Source organism: Ningiella ruwaisensis, from assembly GCF_004798935.1.
GTDB lineage: Bacteria > Pseudomonadota > Gammaproteobacteria > Enterobacterales > Alteromonadaceae > Glaciecola > Glaciecola ruwaisensis.
Genome location: NZ_RAHT01000006.1, coordinates 89,443 through 113,080, shown reverse-complemented (window position 1 = coordinate 113,080; position 23,638 = coordinate 89,443). Strand labels below are relative to the sequence as shown.

Annotated in this window: 21 protein-coding genes; 16 read left to right on the top strand and 5 right to left on the bottom strand. The window is 44.4% G+C overall.

The genetic code is table 11. From position 1 onward, the window contains the following. Nucleotides 1–101 precede the first annotated feature (101 nt). On the bottom strand, nucleotides 102–1,499 hold the full coding sequence (gene asnS / locus D6V41_RS13140; protein WP_136251988.1) for an asparagine--tRNA ligase: 1,398 nt from the start codon (nucleotides 1,497–1,499) through the stop codon (nucleotides 102–104). 180 nt (nucleotides 1,500–1,679) lie between these two features. Here asnS and D6V41_RS13135 point away from each other — a divergent pair, with 180 nt between their 5' ends. From D6V41_RS13135 to D6V41_RS13115, 5 genes are all read left to right on the top strand, one after another. Continuing rightward, nucleotides 1,680–2,099 carry a hypothetical protein gene (locus D6V41_RS13135; RefSeq protein ID WP_136251987.1) on the top strand — a complete coding sequence of 140 codons (420 nt, stop codon included), beginning with the start codon at nucleotides 1,680–1,682 and terminating at the stop codon, nucleotides 2,097–2,099. Nucleotides 2,100–2,504: 405 nt separating this feature from the next. Next, entirely contained in the window at nucleotides 2,505–2,756 is a 252-nt protein-coding gene (locus D6V41_RS13130; RefSeq protein WP_136251986.1) for an EF-hand domain-containing protein, read from the top strand. A gap of 83 nt (nucleotides 2,757–2,839) precedes the next feature. Next, entirely contained in the window at nucleotides 2,840–4,297 is a 1,458-nt protein-coding gene (locus D6V41_RS13125) for a sensor histidine kinase (protein ID WP_136251985.1), read from the top strand. 3 nt (nucleotides 4,298–4,300) lie between these two features. Further along, entirely contained in the window at nucleotides 4,301–4,888 is a 588-nt protein-coding gene (locus tag D6V41_RS13120; RefSeq protein WP_136251984.1) for a SlyX family protein, read from the top strand. Nucleotide 4,889: 1 nt separating this feature from the next. Next, the gene (locus D6V41_RS13115) at nucleotides 4,890–6,254 is read left to right on the top strand and encodes a sigma 54-interacting transcriptional regulator (protein WP_277750976.1); all 1,365 of its coding nucleotides are present in this window, start codon (nucleotides 4,890–4,892) and stop codon (nucleotides 6,252–6,254) included. A gap of 40 nt (nucleotides 6,255–6,294) precedes the next feature. Here the strand turns inward: D6V41_RS13115 and bioA are convergent, their stop codons facing one another. Continuing rightward, nucleotides 6,295–7,596 carry an adenosylmethionine--8-amino-7-oxononanoate transaminase gene (bioA, locus tag D6V41_RS13110; protein ID WP_136252172.1) on the bottom strand — a complete coding sequence of 434 codons (1,302 nt, stop codon included), beginning with the start codon at nucleotides 7,594–7,596 and terminating at the stop codon, nucleotides 6,295–6,297. A 123-nt stretch (nucleotides 7,597–7,719) separates the two neighbouring features. On the opposite strand from bioA, the gene bioB reads away from it, so the two are divergent. The 7 genes from bioB (at nucleotide 7,720) to D6V41_RS13075 (ending at nucleotide 14,005) form a co-directional block, all read left to right on the top strand. Further along, complete coding sequence (gene bioB, locus D6V41_RS13105; RefSeq protein ID WP_136251983.1) at nucleotides 7,720–8,898, top strand: biotin synthase BioB; 1,179 nt, start codon at nucleotides 7,720–7,722, stop codon at nucleotides 8,896–8,898. Between the two features lie 3 nt (nucleotides 8,899–8,901). Next, nucleotides 8,902–10,227 carry an aminotransferase class I/II-fold pyridoxal phosphate-dependent enzyme gene (locus D6V41_RS13100; RefSeq protein WP_136251982.1) on the top strand — a complete coding sequence of 442 codons (1,326 nt, stop codon included), beginning with the start codon at nucleotides 8,902–8,904 and terminating at the stop codon, nucleotides 10,225–10,227. Further along, entirely contained in the window at nucleotides 10,221–11,255 is a 1,035-nt protein-coding gene (locus D6V41_RS13095; protein ID WP_136251981.1) for a methyltransferase domain-containing protein, read from the top strand. The genes D6V41_RS13100 and D6V41_RS13095 overlap by 7 nt, the downstream gene beginning before the upstream one ends. Before the next feature lie 41 nt (nucleotides 11,256–11,296). Beyond that, nucleotides 11,297–12,010 (top strand): dethiobiotin synthase, encoded by a 714-nt coding sequence (gene bioD / locus D6V41_RS13090; protein WP_136251980.1) that lies wholly within the window; start codon nucleotides 11,297–11,299, stop codon nucleotides 12,008–12,010. Between the two features lie 89 nt (nucleotides 12,011–12,099). Then, entirely contained in the window at nucleotides 12,100–12,351 is a 252-nt protein-coding gene (locus tag D6V41_RS13085; RefSeq protein ID WP_136251979.1) for a hypothetical protein, read from the top strand. Between the two features lie 196 nt (nucleotides 12,352–12,547). Continuing rightward, nucleotides 12,548–13,018, top strand: a complete 471-nt coding sequence (locus D6V41_RS13080) for a low molecular weight protein-tyrosine-phosphatase (protein ID WP_136251978.1) — start codon at nucleotides 12,548–12,550, stop codon at nucleotides 13,016–13,018. A gap of 15 nt (nucleotides 13,019–13,033) precedes the next feature. Beyond that, the gene (locus D6V41_RS13075) at nucleotides 13,034–14,005 is read left to right on the top strand and encodes a FecCD family ABC transporter permease (RefSeq protein ID WP_136251977.1); all 972 of its coding nucleotides are present in this window, start codon (nucleotides 13,034–13,036) and stop codon (nucleotides 14,003–14,005) included. Nucleotides 14,006–14,077: 72 nt separating this feature from the next. Here D6V41_RS13075 and D6V41_RS13070 read toward each other — a convergent pair whose 3' ends face one another. Next, nucleotides 14,078–14,914 (bottom strand): spondin domain-containing protein, encoded by an 837-nt coding sequence (locus D6V41_RS13070; RefSeq protein ID WP_136251976.1) that lies wholly within the window; start codon nucleotides 14,912–14,914, stop codon nucleotides 14,078–14,080. A gap of 274 nt (nucleotides 14,915–15,188) precedes the next feature. Here D6V41_RS13070 and D6V41_RS13065 point away from each other — a divergent pair, with 274 nt between their 5' ends. Together D6V41_RS13065 and D6V41_RS13060 are read left to right on the top strand one after the other, a co-directional pair. Further along, nucleotides 15,189–16,595 carry a DUF1800 domain-containing protein gene (locus D6V41_RS13065; protein ID WP_136251975.1) on the top strand — a complete coding sequence of 469 codons (1,407 nt, stop codon included), beginning with the start codon at nucleotides 15,189–15,191 and terminating at the stop codon, nucleotides 16,593–16,595. A 62-nt stretch (nucleotides 16,596–16,657) separates the two neighbouring features. Next, nucleotides 16,658–17,827, top strand: coding sequence for a DUF1501 domain-containing protein (locus D6V41_RS13060; protein WP_136251974.1), 1,170 nt, complete (start codon nucleotides 16,658–16,660; stop codon nucleotides 17,825–17,827). A gap of 29 nt (nucleotides 17,828–17,856) precedes the next feature. Here D6V41_RS13060 and glpK read toward each other — a convergent pair whose 3' ends face one another. Continuing rightward, nucleotides 17,857–19,350 carry a glycerol kinase GlpK gene (gene glpK / locus D6V41_RS13055; RefSeq protein ID WP_136251973.1) on the bottom strand — a complete coding sequence of 498 codons (1,494 nt, stop codon included), beginning with the start codon at nucleotides 19,348–19,350 and terminating at the stop codon, nucleotides 17,857–17,859. Between the two features lie 175 nt (nucleotides 19,351–19,525). On the opposite strand from glpK, the gene D6V41_RS13050 reads away from it, so the two are divergent. Beyond that, the gene (locus tag D6V41_RS13050; protein ID WP_136251972.1) at nucleotides 19,526–20,362 is read left to right on the top strand and encodes an ABC transporter ATP-binding protein; all 837 of its coding nucleotides are present in this window, start codon (nucleotides 19,526–19,528) and stop codon (nucleotides 20,360–20,362) included. A gap of 110 nt (nucleotides 20,363–20,472) precedes the next feature. Next, a complete protein-coding gene (locus D6V41_RS13045) occupies nucleotides 20,473–21,822 on the top strand; it encodes a class II 3-deoxy-7-phosphoheptulonate synthase (RefSeq protein WP_136251971.1) in 1,350 nt (449 codons plus the stop codon). Nucleotides 21,823–21,826: 4 nt separating this feature from the next. Here D6V41_RS13045 and D6V41_RS13040 read toward each other — a convergent pair whose 3' ends face one another. Beyond that, a complete protein-coding gene (locus tag D6V41_RS13040) occupies nucleotides 21,827–23,632 on the bottom strand; it encodes an ABCB family ABC transporter ATP-binding protein/permease (protein ID WP_136251970.1) in 1,806 nt (601 codons plus the stop codon). Between the last annotated feature and the right edge of the window lie 6 nt (nucleotides 23,633–23,638).

Sequence of the window (23,638 nt, the reverse complement as noted above, 5' to 3'; positions counted from 1 at the left end):
AATTGTTAATTCTTCGTAAAATTAACTGCGTTAGCACGGCGGGGTGCGATTGTGTCAATCGCGACGCATCCCGCCCTGTATCGACGCGCTATTGTTTGCAATTAATAGTTAGCGTTGCCAGGTGTGCGCGGGAAGGGAATGACGTCTCTGACGTTAGCAACACCAGTTACGTAAGCGACCAGTCTTTCAAAACCTAAACCAAAGCCAGCATGGGGTACTGTGCCATAACGGCGCAGGTCGCGATACCAGGCATAATCTTCTGCGCTCAGGTTCATTTCAGCAAGACGCCTATCAAAAACTTCTAAACGCTCCTCACGCTGCGAGCCGCCAATAATTTCACCAATACCCGGCGCAAGTACATCCATTGCCGCTACGGTTTTATTATCGTCATTAATGCGCATGTAAAACGCTTTAATATCTTTAGGATAGTTTTGCATAATTACCGGCGCACCTACATGCTCTTCTGCAATATAGCGCTCGTGTTCGGACGATAAATCAACACCCCACTCAACAGGAAACTCAAATTCGCGACCGCTCTTTTGCAGAATGTCGATAGCATCCGTGTAGTCCATTCTAACAAAATCAGAATCAATCACAGACTGCATGCGTTTAATGACGTCCTTGTTAACGCGTTGCTCAAAAAACGCCATGTCGTCAGCGCGTTCTTCTAGCACGGCTTTAAACACGTATTTAAGCATATCTTCTGCAAGCTGTGCGATGGTAGAAAGGTCTGCAAATGCAACCTCTGGCTCAATCATCCAAAATTCGGCCAAATGACGACTTGTATTGGAGTTTTCAGCACGAAACGTAGGACCAAAAGTATAGACTTTTGACATTGCGCTACAATATGTCTCCACATTCAACTGGCCAGATACCGTTAAAAAGGTTTCTTTTCCGAAAAAGTCCTGAGAATAATCAACCCCGCCTTTATCGTTGCGTGGCAAGTTCATCATATCAAGAGTGGATACTCGAAACATTTCACCTGCACCTTCGGTATCAGATGCTGTCAATATCGGCGTACTTATCCAAAAATAGCCACTTTCGTGAAAAAATCGGTGAATTGCCTGCGATAAACAGTTTCTAACGCGAGTGACGGCACCAATAATGTTGGTTCGCGGTCGTAAATGGGCGTGTTCTCGAAGATATTCAATACTATGTCGCTTAGCAGCCATTGGGTAGGTGTCTGGGTTTTCTACCCATCCAACAACGTCTATCTGACTGGCTTCTATTTCAACTGCCTGACCTTTACCTTCAGACTGCTTCACCACTCCAATCACCTGAAGCGAGCAACCAGTAGTCAAGCGCAACACATCTTTATAATTATCAAGCGTATTTAGTGCAACAACCTGTATTGGATCAAAGCAGCTCCCATCGTGAAGCGCAATAAACGACAGGCCGGCTTTAGAGTCGCGTTTTGTACGCACCCAACCTTGTACTCTAATACTGCTACCTGTTTCAAATTTTCCAGCCAAAACTTCGGCGACTGGCGCTGTGATCATAAAGGTCTCCATTTACCAAGCGAGTACGTTTGTTTTATCAGTGCTCGTAATTTGCATTTATATATAAAAGGACCTTAGTATACTTATCAGTGAAGAGGATGCCACTAGTGCAGCTCCTAAAAATACAAAAATTACGAAAAATGCTTAAAATAAAATGCTCGTTGTCTAGGGAAGAGAATAATGCGGCAGGATCATAAAGAAATTGATCAGCAGTCGCATGTCCGCTTATCGAAAGTAAGACGTGAAAGACGTGTCATAGCTCGGGAGCGAGATGCCTTTTATCGACTGGTTATCGGATTAAACGCGGTAGGTTGGCTAACCTTGGTCATGGCTTTGGTGGTGTTTCACTATGCCAGACCGGAATTTATTACCGGCGTACAGCAATACTGGAACATCGAGGGCAGGGAAGTATGGTCGCAACACCATCTTGAACGCTTGTTGCTTTTACTTCAATTGTGCTTAGCTCTGAGTTTAATAAGTATTGTGTTAAGAGCAAGACGCAACCGACGAAGCTCCGATCGCTTTGGTTTTAATCTGATAATTCTTAGTGTTATTTCCTTAGTTAGTCTTTTTTCAATTTATCTTGTCGCCGTTCACTAAAAAACCTACAAAACGACCCCAAAACAACTCCACATGTGAGTGATTAGCAACATCCTGCTAGCTCAGGTTTATTAGGTCGTTTGAGCCACTTTTACCTTAACTCTGTCCTCTTCTTACTTGCTGACGTTGCAAAATAGCAACACAAAGAAGAGTGATAAATGTTTTGTTTTATCGTAAGTTATTGAAAATAAATAATAATTAAATATTGGCACAGCGCTTGTATACCAATCAGCACATAAGAATCAGAACGAAAACAAAATCATTTACTGATTTGACGTCGTCAACAGGCAAACTCGCATCAGCTAAAAGCTATGTCAAAGCGCTATGCCCATGCCAAGTCTGGAACTGCTCAGGATTAAAGGCGCATAGAAATAAAAGACATTAGTATCATGCGGGGAAACGGTAATGAGAATGTACAAAAAGTTATTAATAGTGGGCATGAGTGTGCTGGTATTGCAAGCCATATCGTCCGTTTCGAAAGTGACTGCGCAGGAGAGCCTCTTCATAGCGCTTGATCGAGACCAAGATGGTTTGATTTCGCTCAGAGAAGCCGCAGGCCATGCCAAATTATTGGAAAACTTTACCCGCATAGACATCAATGAAGATGGCTATATAAGTATGGATGAAATGCTGTCTAGTCCTTTTTTACAGGAGTAAGTTGGCGTTCATTTGAGTTTTAGTGGGGCGCTTTGCTTTGCGAGTGGCGGGCGTCCCCTTTTTATTTGAGCGATTATTAGTTGATGCAATTGCTTAGCTATGCAATTCTAGCAATAGGGAAGTTTGATACGGTTAACAAAGTGCAGATACGCTCGTTACGTCAGTTGGTGCTTGGAAGCTACATGGTGGCTTTAGTGCCTTTAATCGCATTACTCTGGCAGAGCCAACAAGACTTCGACGATGTTAGCTACGTAACCACCCTTAATACGCAATTCTTTGTCTCTGTGGGCATTGAACTTCGTGATCTTGAACTTATTGGCGATGATGTTGAGCGCTATATTAAGCAGTATCAGGTACTTCCTAATCCCCAGCTTGAAGAGCTGGCCGATTTTGCCATTGTTCGTTTTGAAGACAAATTGAAGTTTTTGTGCAACATGTTGGGCGGGCTGAGCGAATGTTCGGTGATGACAGGACATGTATCCAGGTTAAAAGAGTACGATGAATTTAATGACCAATTGCTTGTCAATGCACAATTAGCGCGCTTCTCACAATCCATCGATACCATAAAAGACCAGGTGGGAAATGCGGTAAAAATCAGAGTTCAAGAACAACAAGAACATTTCGAAAATATTCAGCGCCGTCAGGGTTGGTCAACGGGCTTGCTTGTACTCTTGTCACTTGCGCTTATTCTGGTTGCAGCCCAACTTATCGTCAAGCCCGTCAGAAAACTCCAGGAAATTATTCATGCAATTGCATCATCCAGTCAAAAATTACCTGAAAAATCAGCTTCTGCCCCGCGGGAGTTAATGGCCGTTGAAAAAGACCTATTTTGGTTAAATGATCGCTTGCAACAGTTGGAAAAGGTCAGAACTGCGCTACTTCGCCATGCATCTCATGAATTGAAAACGCCACTTGCAAGCATAAAAGAAGGCTGCGCCATTTTAGAGAACGAAGTGGTGGGTAGATTATCCAGCGGCCAGGCTGAAGTGGTGGGATTGCTAAATAGTTCTACTGAACGCTTAAATCTTTTGGTGGTCAAACTGCTCGATTATAACGCGTTGCTCCAGCAAGCTGAACCGACATTCAGGCCCATTGATATAGCCGATATGATTGAAGATTGCGCCAGTGAATACAAGCTTCTGCTGTCTCAAAATCATCAAACAATACACACCACTATTGATGAAAAAGTGAAAGTGGTCAGTGATGAAGAACTGTTGCGACGTATTCTGGATAATCTGGTGTCAAACGCCATTGCGTATGCGAAAACAGATTCTGAAATAGGCATTGAAGTGTCGCAAAATAATCAACATGTCATGATAGACGTCATGAATGAAGGCACCCCCATTTCGATGGAAGCTCGAGCAGAGATTTTTGAACCTTTTAAGCGCGGAAAAGACAAACGCAATGATAAAGTAATGGGCGCAGGTTTGGGACTTTCAATTGTTGCCGATTGCGCGAGACTGCTAAATGGTGACGTCATCATTGTTGACAGACACGAAAATGAAGTGTGCTTTAGAGTGCGCTTGCCAAGAGGTGAGTAGTTAATGAAAGTGGTATTGTGTTGCATAGTCATTATCTTTCTTGCGGGATGTGAGGTATTTGAGCATCCCCGCGGTAAATCTGAAACAATTGAAGCCATTAAACCTTCAACCGATTTGTGTGAGTCAGAGCCAGCGAGAGAACAATTTTATGAATTTTGTAAGCTTGGAACGTGGACAGCATTTTTGATTGAAGCGGAAAAAACGCCTTGGCAAACCCGAATGGAATCTATCAAATTATTAGGCGATGAACCTTACGATAAACTGCAGAAAATTTTACTTAGTCAGGCAGTCGATACCCCGTACACGAACCGCTTACGCGCGCAAAATTGGTTCGATGAACTCAAAGAGCGAATGGAAGCGCCAATGTACGAGCTTGCGCGAGTGATTGTTGAAATCCCTTCGCAGCAGATGTTAGAGCTTGAGTCAGCTATTACCATTCTTAGTCGCGTTAATGCGCGACAGGAACGAACCATCAATGAACTTCAACGAACCTTGGAAGCACGTCAGGCCGAGATGAAAAAGCAACAAGAGCAAGTTGAGCAACTGCTCAAGATCGAAGCCAGTATGTCAGACGATAAAAGGAGTAATTAATTTGGATCCCAAGCAAATAAGCACGACACCTGATAAAAAACCCAATTTATTGCTCGTTGATGATGATGAAAATCTATTGCGCTTGATGTCGATTCGATTGGAAGCTGAAGGCTTTAATGTAACAAGTGTGGATAATGGCACGCAGGCGCTAAGGCTAATGTTCAATAACGATTTTGATGTGGTGTTAAGTGATTTGCGTATGCCTGGCATGGATGGGCTGGCACTTTTTGATGAGGTGCTTGCCCAGCATCGCGACTTGCCGGTTATTTTAATGACGGCTCACGGTACGATTAAAGAGGCCGTAGCCGCAACACAACGCGGTGTGTTTAGTTTTTTAACCAAGCCAGTTGATCATGAAGAATTACGGCGCATTTTATTAAGAGCAATTAGCCAAACCCAAAAAAATGATTTGGGCGATTGGTGCAGCGACATAATTACGCGCTCACCTGATATGATTAAACTGCTTAAGCAGGCCGAACAGGTAGCAGACAAAAACGTCAGCGTGCTTATTAACGGTGCAAGCGGCACAGGTAAAGAACTATTAGCTAAAGCTATTCACAAAGCCTCAAGCCGAAAAGATAAACCTTTTGTGGCAATTAACTGTGGAGCACTACCTGAAAACCTATTGGAATCAGAATTGTTTGGTCATGCAAAAGGTGCCTTTACCGGGGCGATTCAGGCAAATCCAGGCTTATTTAAAGAAGCTGATGGCGGAACGCTATTTTTAGATGAGATTGGCGACATGCCAATGGCGCTGCAAGTAAAGCTTTTACGCGCTCTGCAAGAACGTTCTATTCGGCCAGTTGGAAGCACAACGACCGTGGATATTGATGTGCGTATCATTTCGGCAACGCATAAAAATCTGCAAGAAGCGATGCAGGAAAACGAATTCAGGGAAGACTTGTACTACCGCTTAAATGTGGTGAATTTGGATATTCCTCGCTTAAAAGACCGTTTTGAGGATATCCCGCTTCTTGCTGATTATTTGCTTAAAGAAAGCGCGAAAAAGCACGGTATTAACGTACGAAAATTTGCCGATGATGCCATTAATCGACTTACCAAAGCTGATTGGCCAGGGAATGTGCGTCAGTTAGTCAACGTAGTGGAGCGCTGTGTGGCGCTGACCAATTCGAAAATTATCCCGGTGTCTTTGGTGGAACAGGCGCTTTCGCAAGAAACGGAGTATTGGCCAACACTTACCGAAGCGCGAGACTCCTTTGAGTACCGTTATTTGTGTCGCTTATTGCAATTAACCGACGGTAACGTAACGCGTGCATCGGATATGGCAGGTCGAAACCGCACCGATATGCACAAATTAATGAAAAAGCACGGTTTGAACGCAGCGGACTTTAGGTCAAACGATTAATTGAGCGCTTGCTTTCTATCTCAGGAATTATCCACTGCATTTAAGGTAATTTGGTAACGCCGTAATGAATGGCTTCAATAAGGGTAGCAATCTGCTCATTGGAACAGACAAAAGGTGGCATCACATAAATCAGTTTACCAAAAGGGCGTATCCATGCGCCCTTTTTTACAAACTCTGACTGAATTTGTGCAACATCCACAGCTTGCTTCATTTCGACAACGCCAATTGCGCCAAGGCAGCGTACGTCTGCAACTTTCGGGTGCTGTGAAAGTGGACGCAGACCATCCTCAAGTAAGCTCTCAATACGTTTTACATTCTTTTGCCAGCCTTCACCTTCCCATATGCCGTTCAACAATAGGTCGATACTGGCGCTAGCTACCGAGCAGGCAAGCGGATTACCCATAAATGTAGGGCCATGCATAAAAACGCCAGGTTCACCCTCGCATACGCCCAAGGCAACTTCTTCAGTACAAATTGCAGCAGCGAGGGTCATATAGCCGCCGGTAAGCGCTTTACCGATGCAGAGTATGTCAGGTGAAATGTCAGCATGATTACAGGCAAAAAGCTCTCCTGTGCGACCAAATCCAGTGGCGATTTCGTCACAAATGAGCAAAACATCATATTCATCACAAAGCTGCCGACACTGTTTAACGTATTCAGGGTGATAAAGACGCATACCGCCTGCACCTTGAACCACCGGCTCAAGAATAAGCGCGGCAACTTCGTGATGATGCTGCTCAAATATATCTCGCATTGGCGCAATTTCATCTGGATGCCAGTTTTGATGAAAAGGGATTTGAGGCGCTGGCGCGAAAAAATGCTGAATGAGCGTTTTTTTAAACAATGAGTGCATGCCATTTACCGGATCGCAAACAGACATGGCTGCAAAGGTATCACCATGATAACCGCCGCGGGGCGTAATCAACTTTGATTTTTCTTCTCTTCCCTGACAGGCCCAATATTGAATGGCCATTTTGATGGCGACCTCAATAGATACGGAGCCTGAGTCAGCCAGAAATACGCGGTTTAAGCCTTGCGGAACAATATCAAGCAGGCGCTTACATAAATTTATCGCAGGTTCGTGCGTTAAGCCGCCAAACATGACGTGCGAAAATTTATTAAGCTGATCGTTAACGGCTGCGTTCAAGACGGGGTGATTGTAACCATGAATGGTGCACCACCACGAAGACATGCCATCTACCACCGTCGCTTCTTTCCCTGATTGTGCTATCAAGGTAAGTTCCGCACCTTTTGCTCCTGTCACTTCATAGCACGGCAGAGGGGCCGTTGCCGAGGTGTAAGGATGCCAAATGTGTTGTTTATCAAACTCGGTATTGCTCAATGAAAAGTGCTTTAGTGGGTTGCTCAAATTTTAACCTTTAGTAAAACTTTGTTCTTCACTTGAATTGACAAATTAATGACTGGGCATAGACTAGTGCCATACAACTTATGAGTAAACCTTTTTATGTCTGAATCTCTCGTCCATTCATCGTCAAGCAAAGATGAGCAAACACTACATTCTTCGACGGCGTCCGCTTATCCAAGTAAAAAACACAATTTTGAAGATAAGTTGCGTCATGACTGGACTCTGGAAGAGGTCAATGCACTATTTAACTTACCTTTCAACGATCTGGTATTTAAAGCGCAATCCATCCATCGTGAACACTTTGACCCTAATCATGTTCAGGTAAGTACACTGCTGTCAATAAAAACCGGTGCCTGCCCTGAAGATTGCAAATATTGTCCGCAGAGTGCACGTTACGATACCGGCTTGGAAAAAGAGCGATTACTGGAAATTGAAAAGGTCATTCAGCGTGCGAAAGAGGCCAAAGCGGCTGGCTCGACGCGTTTTTGCATGGGCGCAGCATGGCGAAATCCAAAAGACAGAGACATCCCATATGTTGCCGATATGATTCGGGAAGTAAAGTCATTAGGACTCGAAACCTGCATGACGCTTGGTATGTTAACGCGCGAACAAGCCATCGCACTAAAGCAGGCAGGGCTGGATTATTACAATCATAATTTAGATACATCACCGGAGTTTTACGGCGAAATTATCACCACCCGAACGTATCAAGACAGGCTTGATACACTTGAGCATGTGCGTGAGGCAGGCATGCATGTGTGTTCTGGCGGTATAGTCGGAATGGGCGAAAGCGCAAACGACCGCTCAAGTTTGCTTATCCAATTGGCCAATTTGCAGCGGCATCCTGAAAGCGTGCCAATTAATATGCTGGTAAAAGTAAAAGGGACTCCACTTGATAGCGTTGAAGATTTGGAGCCTTTTGAGTTTATTCGCACGATTGCAGTGGCGCGAATAATGATGCCGAAAAGCTATGTTCGTTTGTCGGCCGGCAGAGAATCGATGAACGAACAGATGCAGGCACTTTGCTTTATGGCGGGAGCTAATTCCATATTTTATGGTTGCAAGTTGCTCACGACTTCTAATCCCGAAACACATGAAGATGTTATGTTATTTAAAAAGCTCGGCATAAACTCGCAGCAAACAAAAAGTTTTTCTGATGAGGCGATTGACGCAGCCCTCACTGAAGAAATTCAGCAGAATCAACAGGCAGATTTGTATATTGACGCCACTAAAAGCTCATTGGTCAAAATGTCTGCCAATTCGTCTAGTGGTGGATGATTTTTGCACAATAACGTTTTACAAGCTGCATTAGATAAGCGTAAAGCCGACGGTTTACTTCGTAGCAGAAAGCTCGTTAGTCAAAATGCTGATGGTATTGTTACGATCAATGGCAAGCCTTGTTTAAATTTTGCCAGTAACGACTATCTCGGCTTAAGCCAACATCCAGATGTATTACAAAGCTATGCAGAAGGGCTTGCATTGTATGGCGCGGGTAGCACTGCCTCGTCAGTAGTAAGCGGGTATATGCAGCCGCACAAAGCACTTGAAGATGCGCTTGCCCAAATGTTCAATAAAGAGGCGGCGCTTTTGTTTAATAGTGGATTTGCGGCTAACCAGGCGCTTATACATGCACTTTTTTCGCAAACAAAGCAGTCATCAAGGCGCACTTTGCCTCATTCTGACAGCGGAGTACGTCATCAGATAGCCAGAACCGATACACAAGAACACGGGTATAAGGGACAAATCATCTGCGATAAATTGATGCATGCCAGCTTTATTGAAGGTGCGCTACATGCGAATGCTCGCCTTTCCCGTTTTCGTCATAACGATGCCGCCCACATGCAAAAACTCTTGGATGCAGCGGCCAGCACGCAGTTGGAAAATCCGCAAAAAGCAGAGCAAATTACGCTGCTTGCAACCGAAGGCGTGTTTAGTATGGACGGCGATATTGCTCAAGTACTAACGCAAGCTCAAAATTTCAAGCGCAGCCAAAAAGCAGATAAAAATCTTATGTTAATGATTGATGATGCGCATGGCTTTGGTGTAATTGGCAAACATGGATTGGGCGTATGCGAGCACTTGAATATTGATTCAAACCAGATTGATATCATTATGGCAACTTTTGGAAAGGCGATAGGCACAGCCGGCGCTTTTATTGCAGGAAGCAAAGCGCTAATCGACTTTTTAATCAATTTTGCAAGGCATTACGTTTACAGCACTGCAATTCCGCCTGCCCAGGCTCACGCTACCTTAAAAAGTATTGAAATAATGCAAAAAGGTATAGAGCGAGAAAAGCTCCAGCAAAATATTGCGCTGTTTAAATCCTTAATTGCAAAACATGCGCTTCCATTCTTAGCTTCTGATACCGCAATACAGCCACTTATTATTGCAGATTCGCAAACTAGCCAACATTGTACTCAAGCAAGTGAGCAATTAATGGAATGGGGTATTTATACGCCGGCTATTCGAACGCCGACGGTTGCAAAAGGCAAAGAACGTTTGCGTATCACGCTCTCTGCTTTGCACTCGGGGCAAGATATTCAAACTTTGGTTGATGCACTTTGCATTTTGCGCGAAAGACAAAATTGGAGCACAAACGCATGCTGACTGTGCTTGATGACAAGCATAACAAGGAAGCTTCTCATGAACTCCGTGATAAACTGCCTACTGCCAAGGTTGAAACTGAGGTAAACCAAAGGCAAGTCTTATCGGCTAAAAGCAATACTATTGCAAAGGGTTTTAGTCGAGCAGCTAGACATTACGATAAACATGCGCAAGTCCAACAAAGAATTGCCAAAGCACTGGTAGATTGGCAAAAGAGTCAGCCGTCTTCAAACAGCAATTACGCTAATTCAGTTGCCCTGGATATAGGTTGTGGTACCGGTCAGCTAGCGCTAATGCTATCGGGGCAGTTTGCACAGTGGTTCAACCTGGACCTGTCATTTGCTATGTTACAACAGGCGCGACAAAAGGCGCATGCTGAGAACATGCGTACTAAACGAGCAAAAAGCGTTGAAGACAAGCAGCATTTTATCCTTGGCCATGCAAATGAGCTCCCCTTTGCGACGAGATCCATCGACAAAGTATATTCAAGTATGGCTTTGCAGTGGTCTGAAAACCCTTTCTCCAGTCTTGCCGAAATACACCGCGTGTTAAAACCGCATGGCGAAGCATCTATTGCCTTTATGATAGAAGGTTCTTTCTATTCTCTAGAATCAGCGTGGGAGCGGGCTGGCTACGCTTCTCGTTTGAATCGTTTTGCTGATAAATCACGCTGGATATCTGCATTTGAGCGGCTCAAAAGGTATGCTACGAAAGGGAATGAACGTATTTATGAGAATCTTAAAGAGGATATGGAAAGCGGTATTGCAGAAAGCCGTATTGCAGAAAGCACGGCAGGAAGTATAGAAGAAAACACCACACAGCTCATGCAGTTTAGCACTTGGCATCCTAACTTGTTGCATGCCTTAAAATCCCTAAAAGCTATTGGTGCAAATACGGCTCTATCAAAGGCCAAAGCAAATATGCTTGGCAAAAGAGAAATTGAGCGAGTGGAGTCTTTGTGGTCACGAGAGCAAGACATGTATTCACTTGAATATCATGTTCTGTTTATGCATTGGCGCAAAGGCGTTTAGGCAGCATTTTTTATTAACAAAATAAGCACACTCTATTAGGCATGACAAAAAGTATATTTATCACAGGAACAGACACCGACGTTGGCAAAACGTTTGTGACAGCGCTTTTACTTGACGCGCTAAATGCACAAGGATTTAAAACACTGGGCTTTAAGCCCATATCAGCGGGCTGCACAAACACATCTGAAGGCTTGCGTAATGACGACGCACTTAATTTACTTGCCGCAGGCAGCCTGGATGTAGACTACTCACTTATTAATCCCATTGCGTATGAACCGCCCATTGCCCCGCATATTGCAGCCAGCGAGCTTGGACAAGTCATAGATTTGGAAGAACTTCAATCTCACTATAAGGCGATACTTGACTGCGGTGCCGATGTTTTGTTTATAGAAGGTGCTGGCGGCTGGCGTTTACCTTTGAATAATAAAGGACAGTATCTGTCCGATTTTGCGATCCGTAACAAAATGCCGGTTATTTTGGTGGTGGGCATGCGATTGGGGTGCTTAAACCATGCCATATTAAGCTACGAAACCATCGAAAAAGACGGGTTGCATTGCGTAGGCTGGATAGCAAATCAATTAGATCAAAACATGCCGTATTATCAAGAAAATCTGAATACGCTTCGTTCATTGATAAAAGCACCACTACTGGCCGAAGTGCCTTTTGCCGAGGATACTGGCATCGAAAATTCGGTAAGCCACACAGCGAGAGGCGAAATAAAGTTAAGCCCAGCATTTAAGGCTCTTCTAAAGTAACGATTCAGTGATTTGCATCAAAGTAAAAGTGCGACGGTCTGCTAATCTATAGTGAGATAGTGACCCAACAGGGAGCTTGTGCGCAGTGTATGAATGATGCAAAAGTGATAAATATTTTAAAAATTGTAATGGTGACAGGTATTTGCCTGATTTTACTTGGCATTTATTTTCATATGTTCAATAAAACAATTGAAGAAATGGGGGTGACTGGCATTCTTATCAGCGCAATCACGGTCGCAGTTGGCATGATCATGTCACTTCCTACAAAAATGTATCTTACGTTTTTGCTTGTAAAACGAGAGCAAGACGAAAAAGAAAAGCACAACGCAAAAAAGACTTAGTTTTAATGCAACGCTTAATTTGATGCATAGCTTTGCTTATAAGCGTTTCTTGAACACAGCGCTGACTTTCAATCCTTTCTCTTAATAGCAAAATGCGAAGCTGAATTTAGCGGATGCATCTAAAGCGATATTCGCATATAATTTGCGCAGGAATATCAACTAATGTCGAACGACAGAATCATTACCAGGATGTAACGTGCAATCTCAACAAACGCCCTCCGTACTATTTGTTTGTTTAGGCAACATATGCCGCTCGCCGACCGCAGAAGGCGTATTCAGGGACAAGGCCGAAAAAAGCGGTGTAAGTGTTCGTATCGATTCGGCCGGAACGGGTGGTTATCACATTGGCGCTCCACCCGATAAGCGCTCTCAACAGGTCGCCCGAAGCCGTGGCTATGACCTGTCACTTATTAAATGCCGCAAAGTGGCTGAATCAGATTTTGAAGAATTTGATTACATTGTGGCTATGGATCATCAAAATGTAAGCGACTTAAAGCGAAAATGTCCTGAAGAGCTCCATCATAAGATAAGCCTTTTTTTATCTCATTGTGAAAGTGAATTTGAGGAAGTGCCCGACCCTTATTACGCGGGTTTAAAAGGCTTTGAACTTGTATTGGATTTAATAGAAGAGGCTTCAGACGGCTTACTGCTGAAACTTGCAAGTTAAGAGTAAAATCAAATAATGCGGCTTGCCAGGAAGCTTTACATTTTTTATACCTTGTCGCTATTGCTTCTTAGCTTAATATACCTGATACCGCCTGACATTGTTTTTAACCAAATTGAGCGACATATACTCATACAGTTAAAAGTGCCGGTCCTGCTCACTGCATGGCTCGTTGGCGCAGCGATTTGTAGCGCTTCAGCTAGCCTGCAAGTGCTTTTGCGCAATCCATTAGCAGACCCAGGCATTATTGGTATTACAAGCGGTGCATCGCTAATGGCGGCAGCGGTTTTGTTGCTTTCAGGCAGTGTATTAAGCTTATCATTTATCCCAGTTTTAGATATTTATCTCTTACCCATTGCATGCTTTACAGGGGCCTTTGTTAGTGCACTGTTAATATTCTATATGGCCCGCTGGATGGGGGGCTCGGTTAGCTCTGTGATATTAGCGGGTATTGCAATATCAACCTTATGCAGTGCGTTGGTTGGCTGGATGTTTTTAGTTGCGCCTCCTAACAGTTTGCAAAACCTCACTTTTTGGTTGATGGGTTCGCTTAATAATAGTAATTACACCACCTTGAGCATAAGCGCTATTTTAATCGTGTTCGCCTTGGTATTTTTAATACGCATTGGTCCTTCGCTTAATAGACTATATTTGGGCGAGCAAAATGCGATTCTGTCTGGCGTAAATACGCGGACATTACAAACGCGCGTTATCATCCTGGTCTCTATTTTAGTTGGTGTGAGTGTTTCAGTTGCGGGCTCTATCGCGTTTTTAGGCTTGTTGGTGCCGCACTTCGTCAGGCGTATTCATGGCAATAACAATCAAATAGTCATGCCAATTAGTGCGCTAATTGGCGCGAGCGTCATGGTACTCTGTGCCATTTTTAACACGCACTTTTCATCCGTTAGCTTACCGATATCCATGCTTACTGCAAGTATTGGAGCGCCGCTTTTCATTTATATTATGCTAAAGCGGCGCAGTTTTGCGTAAAAAAGTACATAAGCTTAATTCGAGATAAGCAGCAGCGCCAAGTTGCGCTAAAAAACGCGAATTGTTGTCGCTTCAGTGTTTATTCATTCTTCGGATTAATAGCCCCAACGCAGTGATACACATTAGAGTAAATGCGGTAGGGGCAGACACCATAACCGATTGCGCATCAAAGCGTATACTATAGATAGCGGTGTCTCTAGCTAGCGCCGAAAAATCGAAGTCATAAGCTGCTGCTGTAGTTAAACCATCAAAGACACCAAGTTCAGAAAAATCAAAGGCAATCAGTCCATTTTCTTCAGTTCTGTCTCCGTTTACGCCACCCACTACAAATGCGGCAGCTGCAGGGTCAGCTACTTCCGAATTGGCGTCCCAAATGTTTGCAGCCGTCTGAAAAATCTGCGAAACAAGTAAATTGCCACTCGCGTCAAAAAGTTGAATGGGTGAGTCGTTTCCTAAAAATAAGTCATTACTGGGAACAACCATGTTTGCAAATGTAAAAAAAGCGTTTTCGCTTGTATCTACTCGAAAGGTGCTTGATGCTGTGGAGCTAAACATATTTCCAATACCCGCATTTCCATTTGGCACCGCCGGGCCACCGTCTGCAACGGTCCCTAATACAGCGTCAGGTTCGGCTGCTGCGAAGGCTTCAAACCAGTCAACGCCGCTGCCGCCTTCTGCTATTGATACGATAGCATCAGAAGCAGCGCTGCCATCGTCAAACGCATCAAATGTGCCATTGTGGAAGCCAAGTCGAAGCGGAGCGAAGGAAATGGTATTTGTAGGTGCCAGATTTTCTATCGTCACCGTGACATCCACAAGAGCAGCATGGGAATTTGTTATAAACACCAACATCAATGCTGCGCTTACAGGCACTGAGAGTGCTTTTTTAATTAAGCCGTGATTTTTCATGGTAGGTCCTTTTCTAATGTAAGTAGCGTGAACAATTCAATTAAAGAAACTGCAAGCTCAAATTTCGCTCGCTCGATTAGTAAAAGGTAAAATCATCACAAAAGTATCACGCTTCCATAAAGATTTATTCACTTCGCCAGAAAGCTCAAAATACTTGACGGTAATTCTTAGGTAAAATATGTAAAGAATGTGTAATGTCGCTTGTTGTTTTTAAGCGCAGCCTCTAGTCTAAAAGTCAGCTAAATAAAATAACGCATTGGGCTGATAGATAAAGATGAAAACTGCTTATGGCTTTATTGCCGCCAATCGTTTTGGATACGGCGCCTTGCCAAGTGAGGCAAGCAAGCTAGTGCAGATGAGCAAGCGAGAGGCGCACGCCTATTTGAATCAGCAATTGACGCCTTATGAGCTTGTTACATCAAAAGGCGAGCCGCTGTGGAGAAGTGAAGACGCGCTAAGAGCAAGCGCAAAATCGCAATTACTTAAAAAAAGAGTGATGCAACAAGGCTCAGCCAATGAGGATGAAGTAAAAACAGCAAGGCTGGCAATGGTCCGAGAGGCGGCGCAACTTGCCGAACAAATTGCATATTCAGCGATCAAAACAAAGCAGCCGTTACAAGCCAGATTACTGGATTTCTTTTCGAATCATTTTAGTGTAAATCGCACAAACTTTATTGTTTCTTCTCTTGCACCAACAAAAGATATCGAGGCTGTCTTACCCAATCTAAATGGCCACTTTGCAGATATGCTCATTGCGGTTACTCAGCATCCGGCCATGCTCATGTATCTGAATAATGAACGCTCCATCGGTCCGAACAGTCTTCTTGCCAAATCAAAGCTTGCCAAACGCAACAATCTTACAGGACTTAACGAGAATCTTGCTCGCGAAATACTTGAGTTACATACAATGGGAGCTTCTAGCGGCTATACGCAAGATGATGTTGTGTCACTTGCAAAAGGGATAAGCGGTTGGTCGATTGGATTTATACAGCGAGATGAAGCACCGGAATTTAAATATCGCCACTTGGCCCATGAGCCCGGCGAACACCTGCTTTTGTCTAAACACTATAAAACATCGAAAGGTACTGCAAAACAAGGTGAGGCGATGTTGTCAGATCTGGCCATTCATCCTGCAACTGCCACACATTTGAGTTATAAGCTTGCTCGTCATTTTATCTCCGATGAACCGACTGACGCATTAATCGATGATATGAAATCAAGCTGGATAGAAACGCAAGCACACATCCCTAGTGTAATGCAAACCCTAATCAAGCATGAAGATAGCTGGTTACCCAAAAAGCAAAAATATAAAACACCGCGTGATTTTGTACTTTCGGCCTGTCGTTCCTGCGCTTTTGTGCCAAAGCGACCTGCCTTGTTCCAGAGTATGGAGATATTAGGTCAGGGAATGTATAAGGCAAACTCTCCAGCGGGTTATGGCGACCTCGCGCAAGACTGGCTTGGGGCAAGCGCACTAACGGCTCGAATTGACTGGGCCAATCATTTTAGCAAGGCAGAAAAACAAATTGTTGCATCACACAATATGTCAGTCATGAGTTTAGCAAAAGCCATGCTCGGTCCGGATGTAGATAAACAGCTTATGATGCATTTAAATCGGGCAGAAAGTGCTCAGCAATCCTTGGCGATGCTATTGTTGAGTCCTGACTTTCAGCGCCGATAGAGCTGCAGAACATGTTACGAAAAGGCGTAGCTGCGCATGTGTAACACAGCGAGGAGAGAAGGATGAAGCGAAGACAGTTTATTCAGGGCGTGGGTAGCGCAATGCTCCTATTCAATAGTTTGCCCAGCCATGCCCTTGCTAAACTGGCAAAGGCCTCAGACAAGCCTCACGCCAGTAAAAAGCTCATATGGATATTTCTGCGAGGCGCAATGGATTCATTAGATGCCGTGGTGCCTTTGAAAGACAAAGCTTTAATTGCATTGCGCGGTGAATATGGCCAGATGGCTCAGCAGCAAGCGCTTCCCATAGCGCCTGAGTTTGGTTTGCATCCAGGTTTGAAGTTTGTCAAAACCCTTTACGACAGAAATGAAGCGTCAGCGGTTATTGCAAGCGCTACAACATATAGAGACCGTTCTCATTTTGAAGCCCAAGACCACATGGAGAGTGGATTTGACCTTACGGATCATGAAAGTGGATGGCTCGGCAGGGCAGTCGGGGAGTATCAAGGTAACTCACTCGCGATTTCCCAGACTACGCCTATTGCCTTGAAAGGAAGTGAGCAATACCCGCAAACCTGGTATCCATCAAGATTGGCGGCAGCAGATGCAGACTTGTTACAGCGATTAGAAGATATTTACCAATCTGATCCTTTACTTTCTGCGACGCTTGCACAGGCAATAAGTCAGTCTTCTCAGGGCAGTATGGCAAAAGATAAAAAACCAAGACCTGATTTTCAATATCTTTGTGAGCAGTGCGCAGAGATTTTGCGCAGAGACAGCATGACAAGTTGTGCAATGCTGGAAATGAATGGATGGGATACGCATGTCAATCAGGCATATAGAATTAAACGTCAATTTGAGCGACTAGATAACGGACTTAAGGCACTGCATGACGCATTAGGCTCAGATTGGAAGAATTCTTTAGTGTTAATTAGCACCGAATTTGGCCGAACCGCCAAATTAAACGGTACATCAGGTACTGATCACGGTACGGCGAGTTGCATGTTTTTACTGTCGGGTAGCTTTTCAACTATGCCAACATCGGCAACTAACAGCAGGGTTTTGCAAGGAGGCAGAATATACGGGCGCTGGCCGGGTCTGGCCGAGCTTTATGAAGGGCGCGATCTTATGCCTACAAGCGATGTTAGAGGATGGATGGCAAAAGCGCTTGAATCTCACTGGGGATTATCCCAGCAACAAATCAAACGCGTTTTCCCGGATGTACAAAGTTAAAATTATCTTCCAAGATTATTAGAGCGTAGTTAATCATTTGCAAATGCGAGCGTTGCATCCACCGCTTTGTGCCACTTTTTCAAAAGTTGTTTGCGCGTGTCTTCATCTAATTTAGGCGAAAAGCTGCTGTCTATTCGCTTATGCGAAGCAATATCTTCTAGGTTTTCATAAATGCCGGTATGCAAGCCCGCCAAATACGCTGCGCCTAAGGCTGTCGATTCCATAATGGCAGGGCGTTTAATTTGGACATTTAAAATATCGGCTAAAAACTGACACAACCAATCATTAGCTACCATTCCGCCATCTACCCATACGTTCGTTGAGGCCATTCCATCGTTATGCATTGCGGTGAGTAAATCAAAGGTTTGATAGCATACTGCCTCCAGTCCGGCGCGAGCCAGATGAGCGGCTGTTGTGTTACGCGTCATACCAAATAAACTCGCGCGAGCGTTTGGGTTCCAATGTGGCGCGCCTAACCCTGCAAAGCCTGGTACAAGAAAGACGCCGTGATCATAAGATAGCGTTTCAGCGAGCGTTTGGGTTTGCCGCGCATGTTCAATAACTTGAATACCGTCTCTAAGCCATTGAATGTTCGCGCCCGCGGTAAAAATCGCGCCTTCAAGCGCGTAGGTGGTTTTACCGTTTAACTGATAGCCAACGGTTGTTAATAATTTATGCTTGGAATCGACAGGATTTTCGCCTGTATTTAGCAAAGCAAAGCAGCCCGTACCATAAGTGGATTTTAACTCACCTGCATTAAAGCAGCATTGCCCAAATAAAGCCGCCTGTTGATCACCGGCAATTCCCGTGATAGGTAAGGCATGTCCAAGAACATTTTTTTCAGATACGCCAAAATCGTCAGAGCAGTTTTTTACCTCGGGAAGCATGCTTTTAGGCACGCGAAATAGCGAAAGAAGGTCTTCGTCCCATTTGCCTGTATGAATATTATATAAATTTGTTCGACTTGCGTTGCTTGCATCAGTGATATGAGATTTACCTTGCGTTAAACGCCAGGTAATGAACGAATCTACCGTACCAAAAGCCAATTGTCCTTTTTCGGCCAATTCGCGCGCACCGGTTACTTCATCTAATATCCAGCTAATTTTGGTGGCTGAAAAATAAGGGTCCAACAAGAGCCCGGTTTTTGCGCGTACGGTCTCAAGCTCACTCTGGATATCTTTACATATTGAAGCAGTGCGCCGGTCTTGCCACACAATCGCATTGTAAATGGCTTTGCCGGTTGACTTATCCCATACAAGCGTGGTTTCACGCTGATTTGTTATACCGATACAGGCTACTTTAATGCCTTTTGTGGCGGCAGCTTCTATCGCTTGTTTTGAAACCAGTAGGGTAGAACGCCATATTTCTTCTGGATCGTGTTCCACCCACCCATTATCCGGGTAATACTGGGTGAACTCCTGTTGAGCACTTGCCACTATTTCTCCGCTTTTTAAAAAAACAATGGCGCGGCTTGAAGTGGTACCTTGATCAATGGATAGAATTCCGGTTTCTGTAGTAGACATATTATTTTTCTTATCGATGAAGTAATGAATCCATCTGCGAATAATGACATAATTTGCCGGTACTGGGCAAACCTGACAAGCTACCTTGCCAAGGCCTTGCCATTCTTTTAAGTGCCCTAGCTTATTCGTTTCGGCCAATTCGGGTATACAAGACTACCGCACAGCAGGAAAAACATTGCTTAAGGTTAAAAATCTGCATTTAAATAACAGGTTGTACGATGTGACTATTAACATTGTCAGAGGGCAGTTCTGGGCAGTCATGGGGCCAAACGGCGCTGGTAAAAGTTCCTTATTGGAAGTCGTTTCTGGAATAGCGCCATTGCAAGAAGCGGGCGAAGGGAAAATCTGTCTTGAGATTGCCGATGATAACTCACAAATGCACTGGCGTGAGCTTTCGGACTTAGACTTGCCAACGTTAAGCACTTCCCGATGCTTAGTCACGCAGGATTATCACAGTGAATTTGCAATAAGTGTCGCGGAGCTTTTGCACTTTTTCGCAGGTGTGCCAAATAATGTATTTGAGTTTATTCAAGGCGAAGCTCAAGAGAAACAAACATCAGGTAAGGATTTTTTGTACCAGTTAGAAGCGCATCTTAATATTGCAACTTTGATGAAACGAAGCTTTTGCAAGCTTTCTGGTGGCGAGAAGCAACGCGTCCACCTTGCACGAAATTTATTACAAATTGGGCAAAAAATCGAAAAAGGGCAAGCGCTTGTTTTACTTGATGAGCCGCTTCAGCAACTTGATGTTAATTATCAACATAAGGCTCTGGCCCTGTTTAAGCTTTTGCAGGAAAAGGGAAATACGCTGGTGATGAGTCATCATGATATCAATCAGGTACAAACGTATTGCTCACACGCCTGTTTGTTAAAAAACGGCCGCATTTTTAAGCAAGGGAAGCTAAATGATGTTTTGAGTATTACTGCGCTCTCTGAGCTTTATGAGCACCCCTTCGAGTCAATCATCAGCCAAGATGGTCAAAGCAGTTATTTTGTCAGCGCATGCCAATAAATCTGTGATATTATTTTGGATCTGCGTTTAAAAATGTTTTGAAAGCCTAATAAGAAAAAAAGCGATAGACGACAAAGATTTTATTGAACACCAACATGAAAGGAAAACAAGTGAGTCAGTGGAGTATTGATAGTTGGCGCAAAAAGCCAATATTGCAACAGCCTACCTACAACAACCAAGACGCTTTAAAAGATGTAGAGAAAAAAATTGCAAGCTACCCGCCGCTGGTATTTGCCGAAGAAACGCGGCAACTCTACAAGCAGCTTGGCGACGTTTGTCATGGAAAGGGCTTTTTACTCCAGGGTGGTGATTGTGCTGAATCGTTTGAAGAGTTTAATGCGCCAAAAATTCGTGATACTTTCAAAGTCATACTTCAAATGGCTGTGGTGCTAACATTTGCAGGTCGTTCACCTGTCACTAAGGTGGCACGTATGGCAGGCCAATACGCGAAGCCTCGCTCAGCCGATTTGGAAACGATCGATGGCGTGAGTTTACCATCTTATCGCGGTGATATTATTAATAGCTTTGAATTTACTGAAAGCGCCCGTGAGCCAGATCCCACGCGTATGCTAGACGCTTATCATCGCAGTGCGTCTACATTGAATCTGTTGCGCGCCTTTGCCCAGGGGGGCTTGGCAGATTTGCATCAGGTTAATCGATGGAATATGGCCTTTCTTGAAAATAATCCACTTAAAGATCGTTATCAGGATTTGGCGCAACGCATTCAAGACACGCTTGGCTTTATGGATGTGATTGGCATTAATAGTTCAAACACCTCTGCGCTACACGAAACGTCTTTATATACCTCGCACGAGGCGCTTCTGTTAAATTACGAGCAGGCACTTACGCGCATCGACACACTCACAGGCAAACCTTATAACTGCTCAGCGCATATGCTATGGATTGGTGAGCGAACCCGACAGCTTGATCACGCTCATGTGGAGTTTTTCAAAGGTATTCATAATCCTGTTGGTGTCAAAGTGGGGCCTGGCATGGATGAAGATGAGCTGATAAGGCTTATCGACGCGCTAAATCCCGACAATTCAGCGGGCCGATTAACCCTGATCACGCGAATGGGGGCAGATAAACTTGCAGATAACTTACCCCGTCTACTGAGACGCGTTAAGCAGGAAGGACGAAATGTTGTGTGGAGCTCTGATCCAATGCATGGCAATACATTTAAAGCCTCTTCAGGGTATAAAACGCGAAATTTTGATGCAATACTGCGAGAAATTAAGCAGTTCTTTGATGCTCACGCAGCGGAAGGAACGCACGCAGGCGGCATTCATTTAGAAATGACAGGGCAACACGTCACCGAATGCACTGGCGGTGCCTACGAAATTAGCGATGACGATTTAGCCCAGGCGTACAAAACGCAGTGCGACCCACGCTTAAATGCAGATCAGGTGCTTGAAATGGCCTTTTTAGTCGCAGACCATTTAAAGCAGCTTAAGAGTTAGTAAGCTAAGACAAGGTTGATGGCGCTTGCTTTTGTTTTAGTTGCGAGCGCCATAGCTTGGCATAGTGACCATCAGCCTCCAGTAGCTTCTCGTGTGAACCAGATTCAATAATTCGGCCTTGATGCATAACAAGTATTTTGTCGGCATCGACGATTGTTGATAACCTGTGCGCTATCATTAGGCTGGTGTGACCTTTCGCCAGCGCCTTAAGCGCACTTAAAATGGCTTGTTCAGACTGCGAGTCGAGCGATGATGTAGCTTCGTCAAACACCATAATTGGCGGGCGTTTCAAAATCGCTCTGGCGATGGCTACACGCTGTTTTTCACCGCCTGATAGCTTTAATCCACGCTCCCCAACTTGTGTATCGGTACCCTCTGGCAATTTCGCGATAAAGGCATCCAAATGCGCCAATTTTATCGCTTCCTGAATATCTTCATCATTTGCTTCTGGACGACCATAGCGGATATTTTCATAGAGACTGTCGTTAAACAGAACCGTATCTTGCGGCACAATTCCGATGCATTTGCGAAGCGAATGCTGTGTAACTGAAGCTATAGACTGACCGTCGATACTGATGCTACCGCTGTCGATATCATAAAATCTAAAAAGTAGTTTAACGAGTGTGGATTTTCCTGAGCCGCTTTCACCGACTACTGCCACCTTTTCACCCGCGCCAATACTAAAGCTTACATCATGCAAGATTTGTCTGGCCTCGCTGTAGCCAAAATTCACCTGAGAAAACGTAATCTTGCCCTTATCGACACTTAACTCTTTTGCATCTGGCGAATCTTGAATACCAGGGGAGCGCTCAAGCAGTTTAAACAGATTCTCGATATTAGTTAAGGAGCCGCGAATTTCCCGATACACAAAGCCTAAAAAGTTAAGCGGCATAAAGATTTGCATGGTAAACGCGTTAACCAGAACAAAATCACCAATGGTCATATTGCCTTCTGCCACTTCAAACGCGGCCAAGGCTAACATTGAAGTCATCGCAAGGGCGATAATCAATGCTTGCCCCCCGTTTAAGGCAAATAGCGACAAGCGGTTTTTGCGCCTGGCAACTTCCCAATTTGCCAGTCCAAGATCGTAACGTTCTGCTTCAAAACCTTCATTGTTAAAGTATTTAACGGTTTCAAAATTCAGCAAACTATCAATCGCGCGCGTGTTAGATTGATTGTCGGCTTGGTTAAGCTCTTTTACGTACTTCGTTCGCCAATCGGTGGCGCGCATCGAAAATACAACATAAATGAGCACGCTTGTTAATATGACGGTCGCGAAGGTGAAACCATAGTTGTAAAACAAAATCCCTACTACCATCGCGATTTCTAAAAGCGTAGGGCCAATATTGAAGACCATAAAACGCATGAGAAAGCTGATACCGCTTGTCCCTCGCTCCATGTCTCTCGACAACCCTCCGGTTTGACGGGATAGGTGAAAGTCTAAATCCAGTCGATGCAGATGATTAAATACGCTTAAGCCTAATCTTCGCATGGCACGCTCAGTTACGCGACCAAATAGGGTATCGCGTATCTCGCCGAACAGGACGTTAGCAAGGCGAAGCAAGCCATATGCAATGATGAGAGCGATTATCACTCCCATCACCGTCTCTTTGGCACCTTCAAGGTTAAGATTATCGACAATATGCTTCAGTACGAAGGGCAGGGTAACACTGGCGATTTTTGCGAACACCAAACAACTCAGAGCAAGCCAGACCCGGCTCTTAAATTCTGCCAAATAGGGCCAAAGTTGCGTTAACACGCGCCAATTGAATTTAGCGTCTTCGTTTATCGGAAAACGGGTTGAGCGCATGTAATG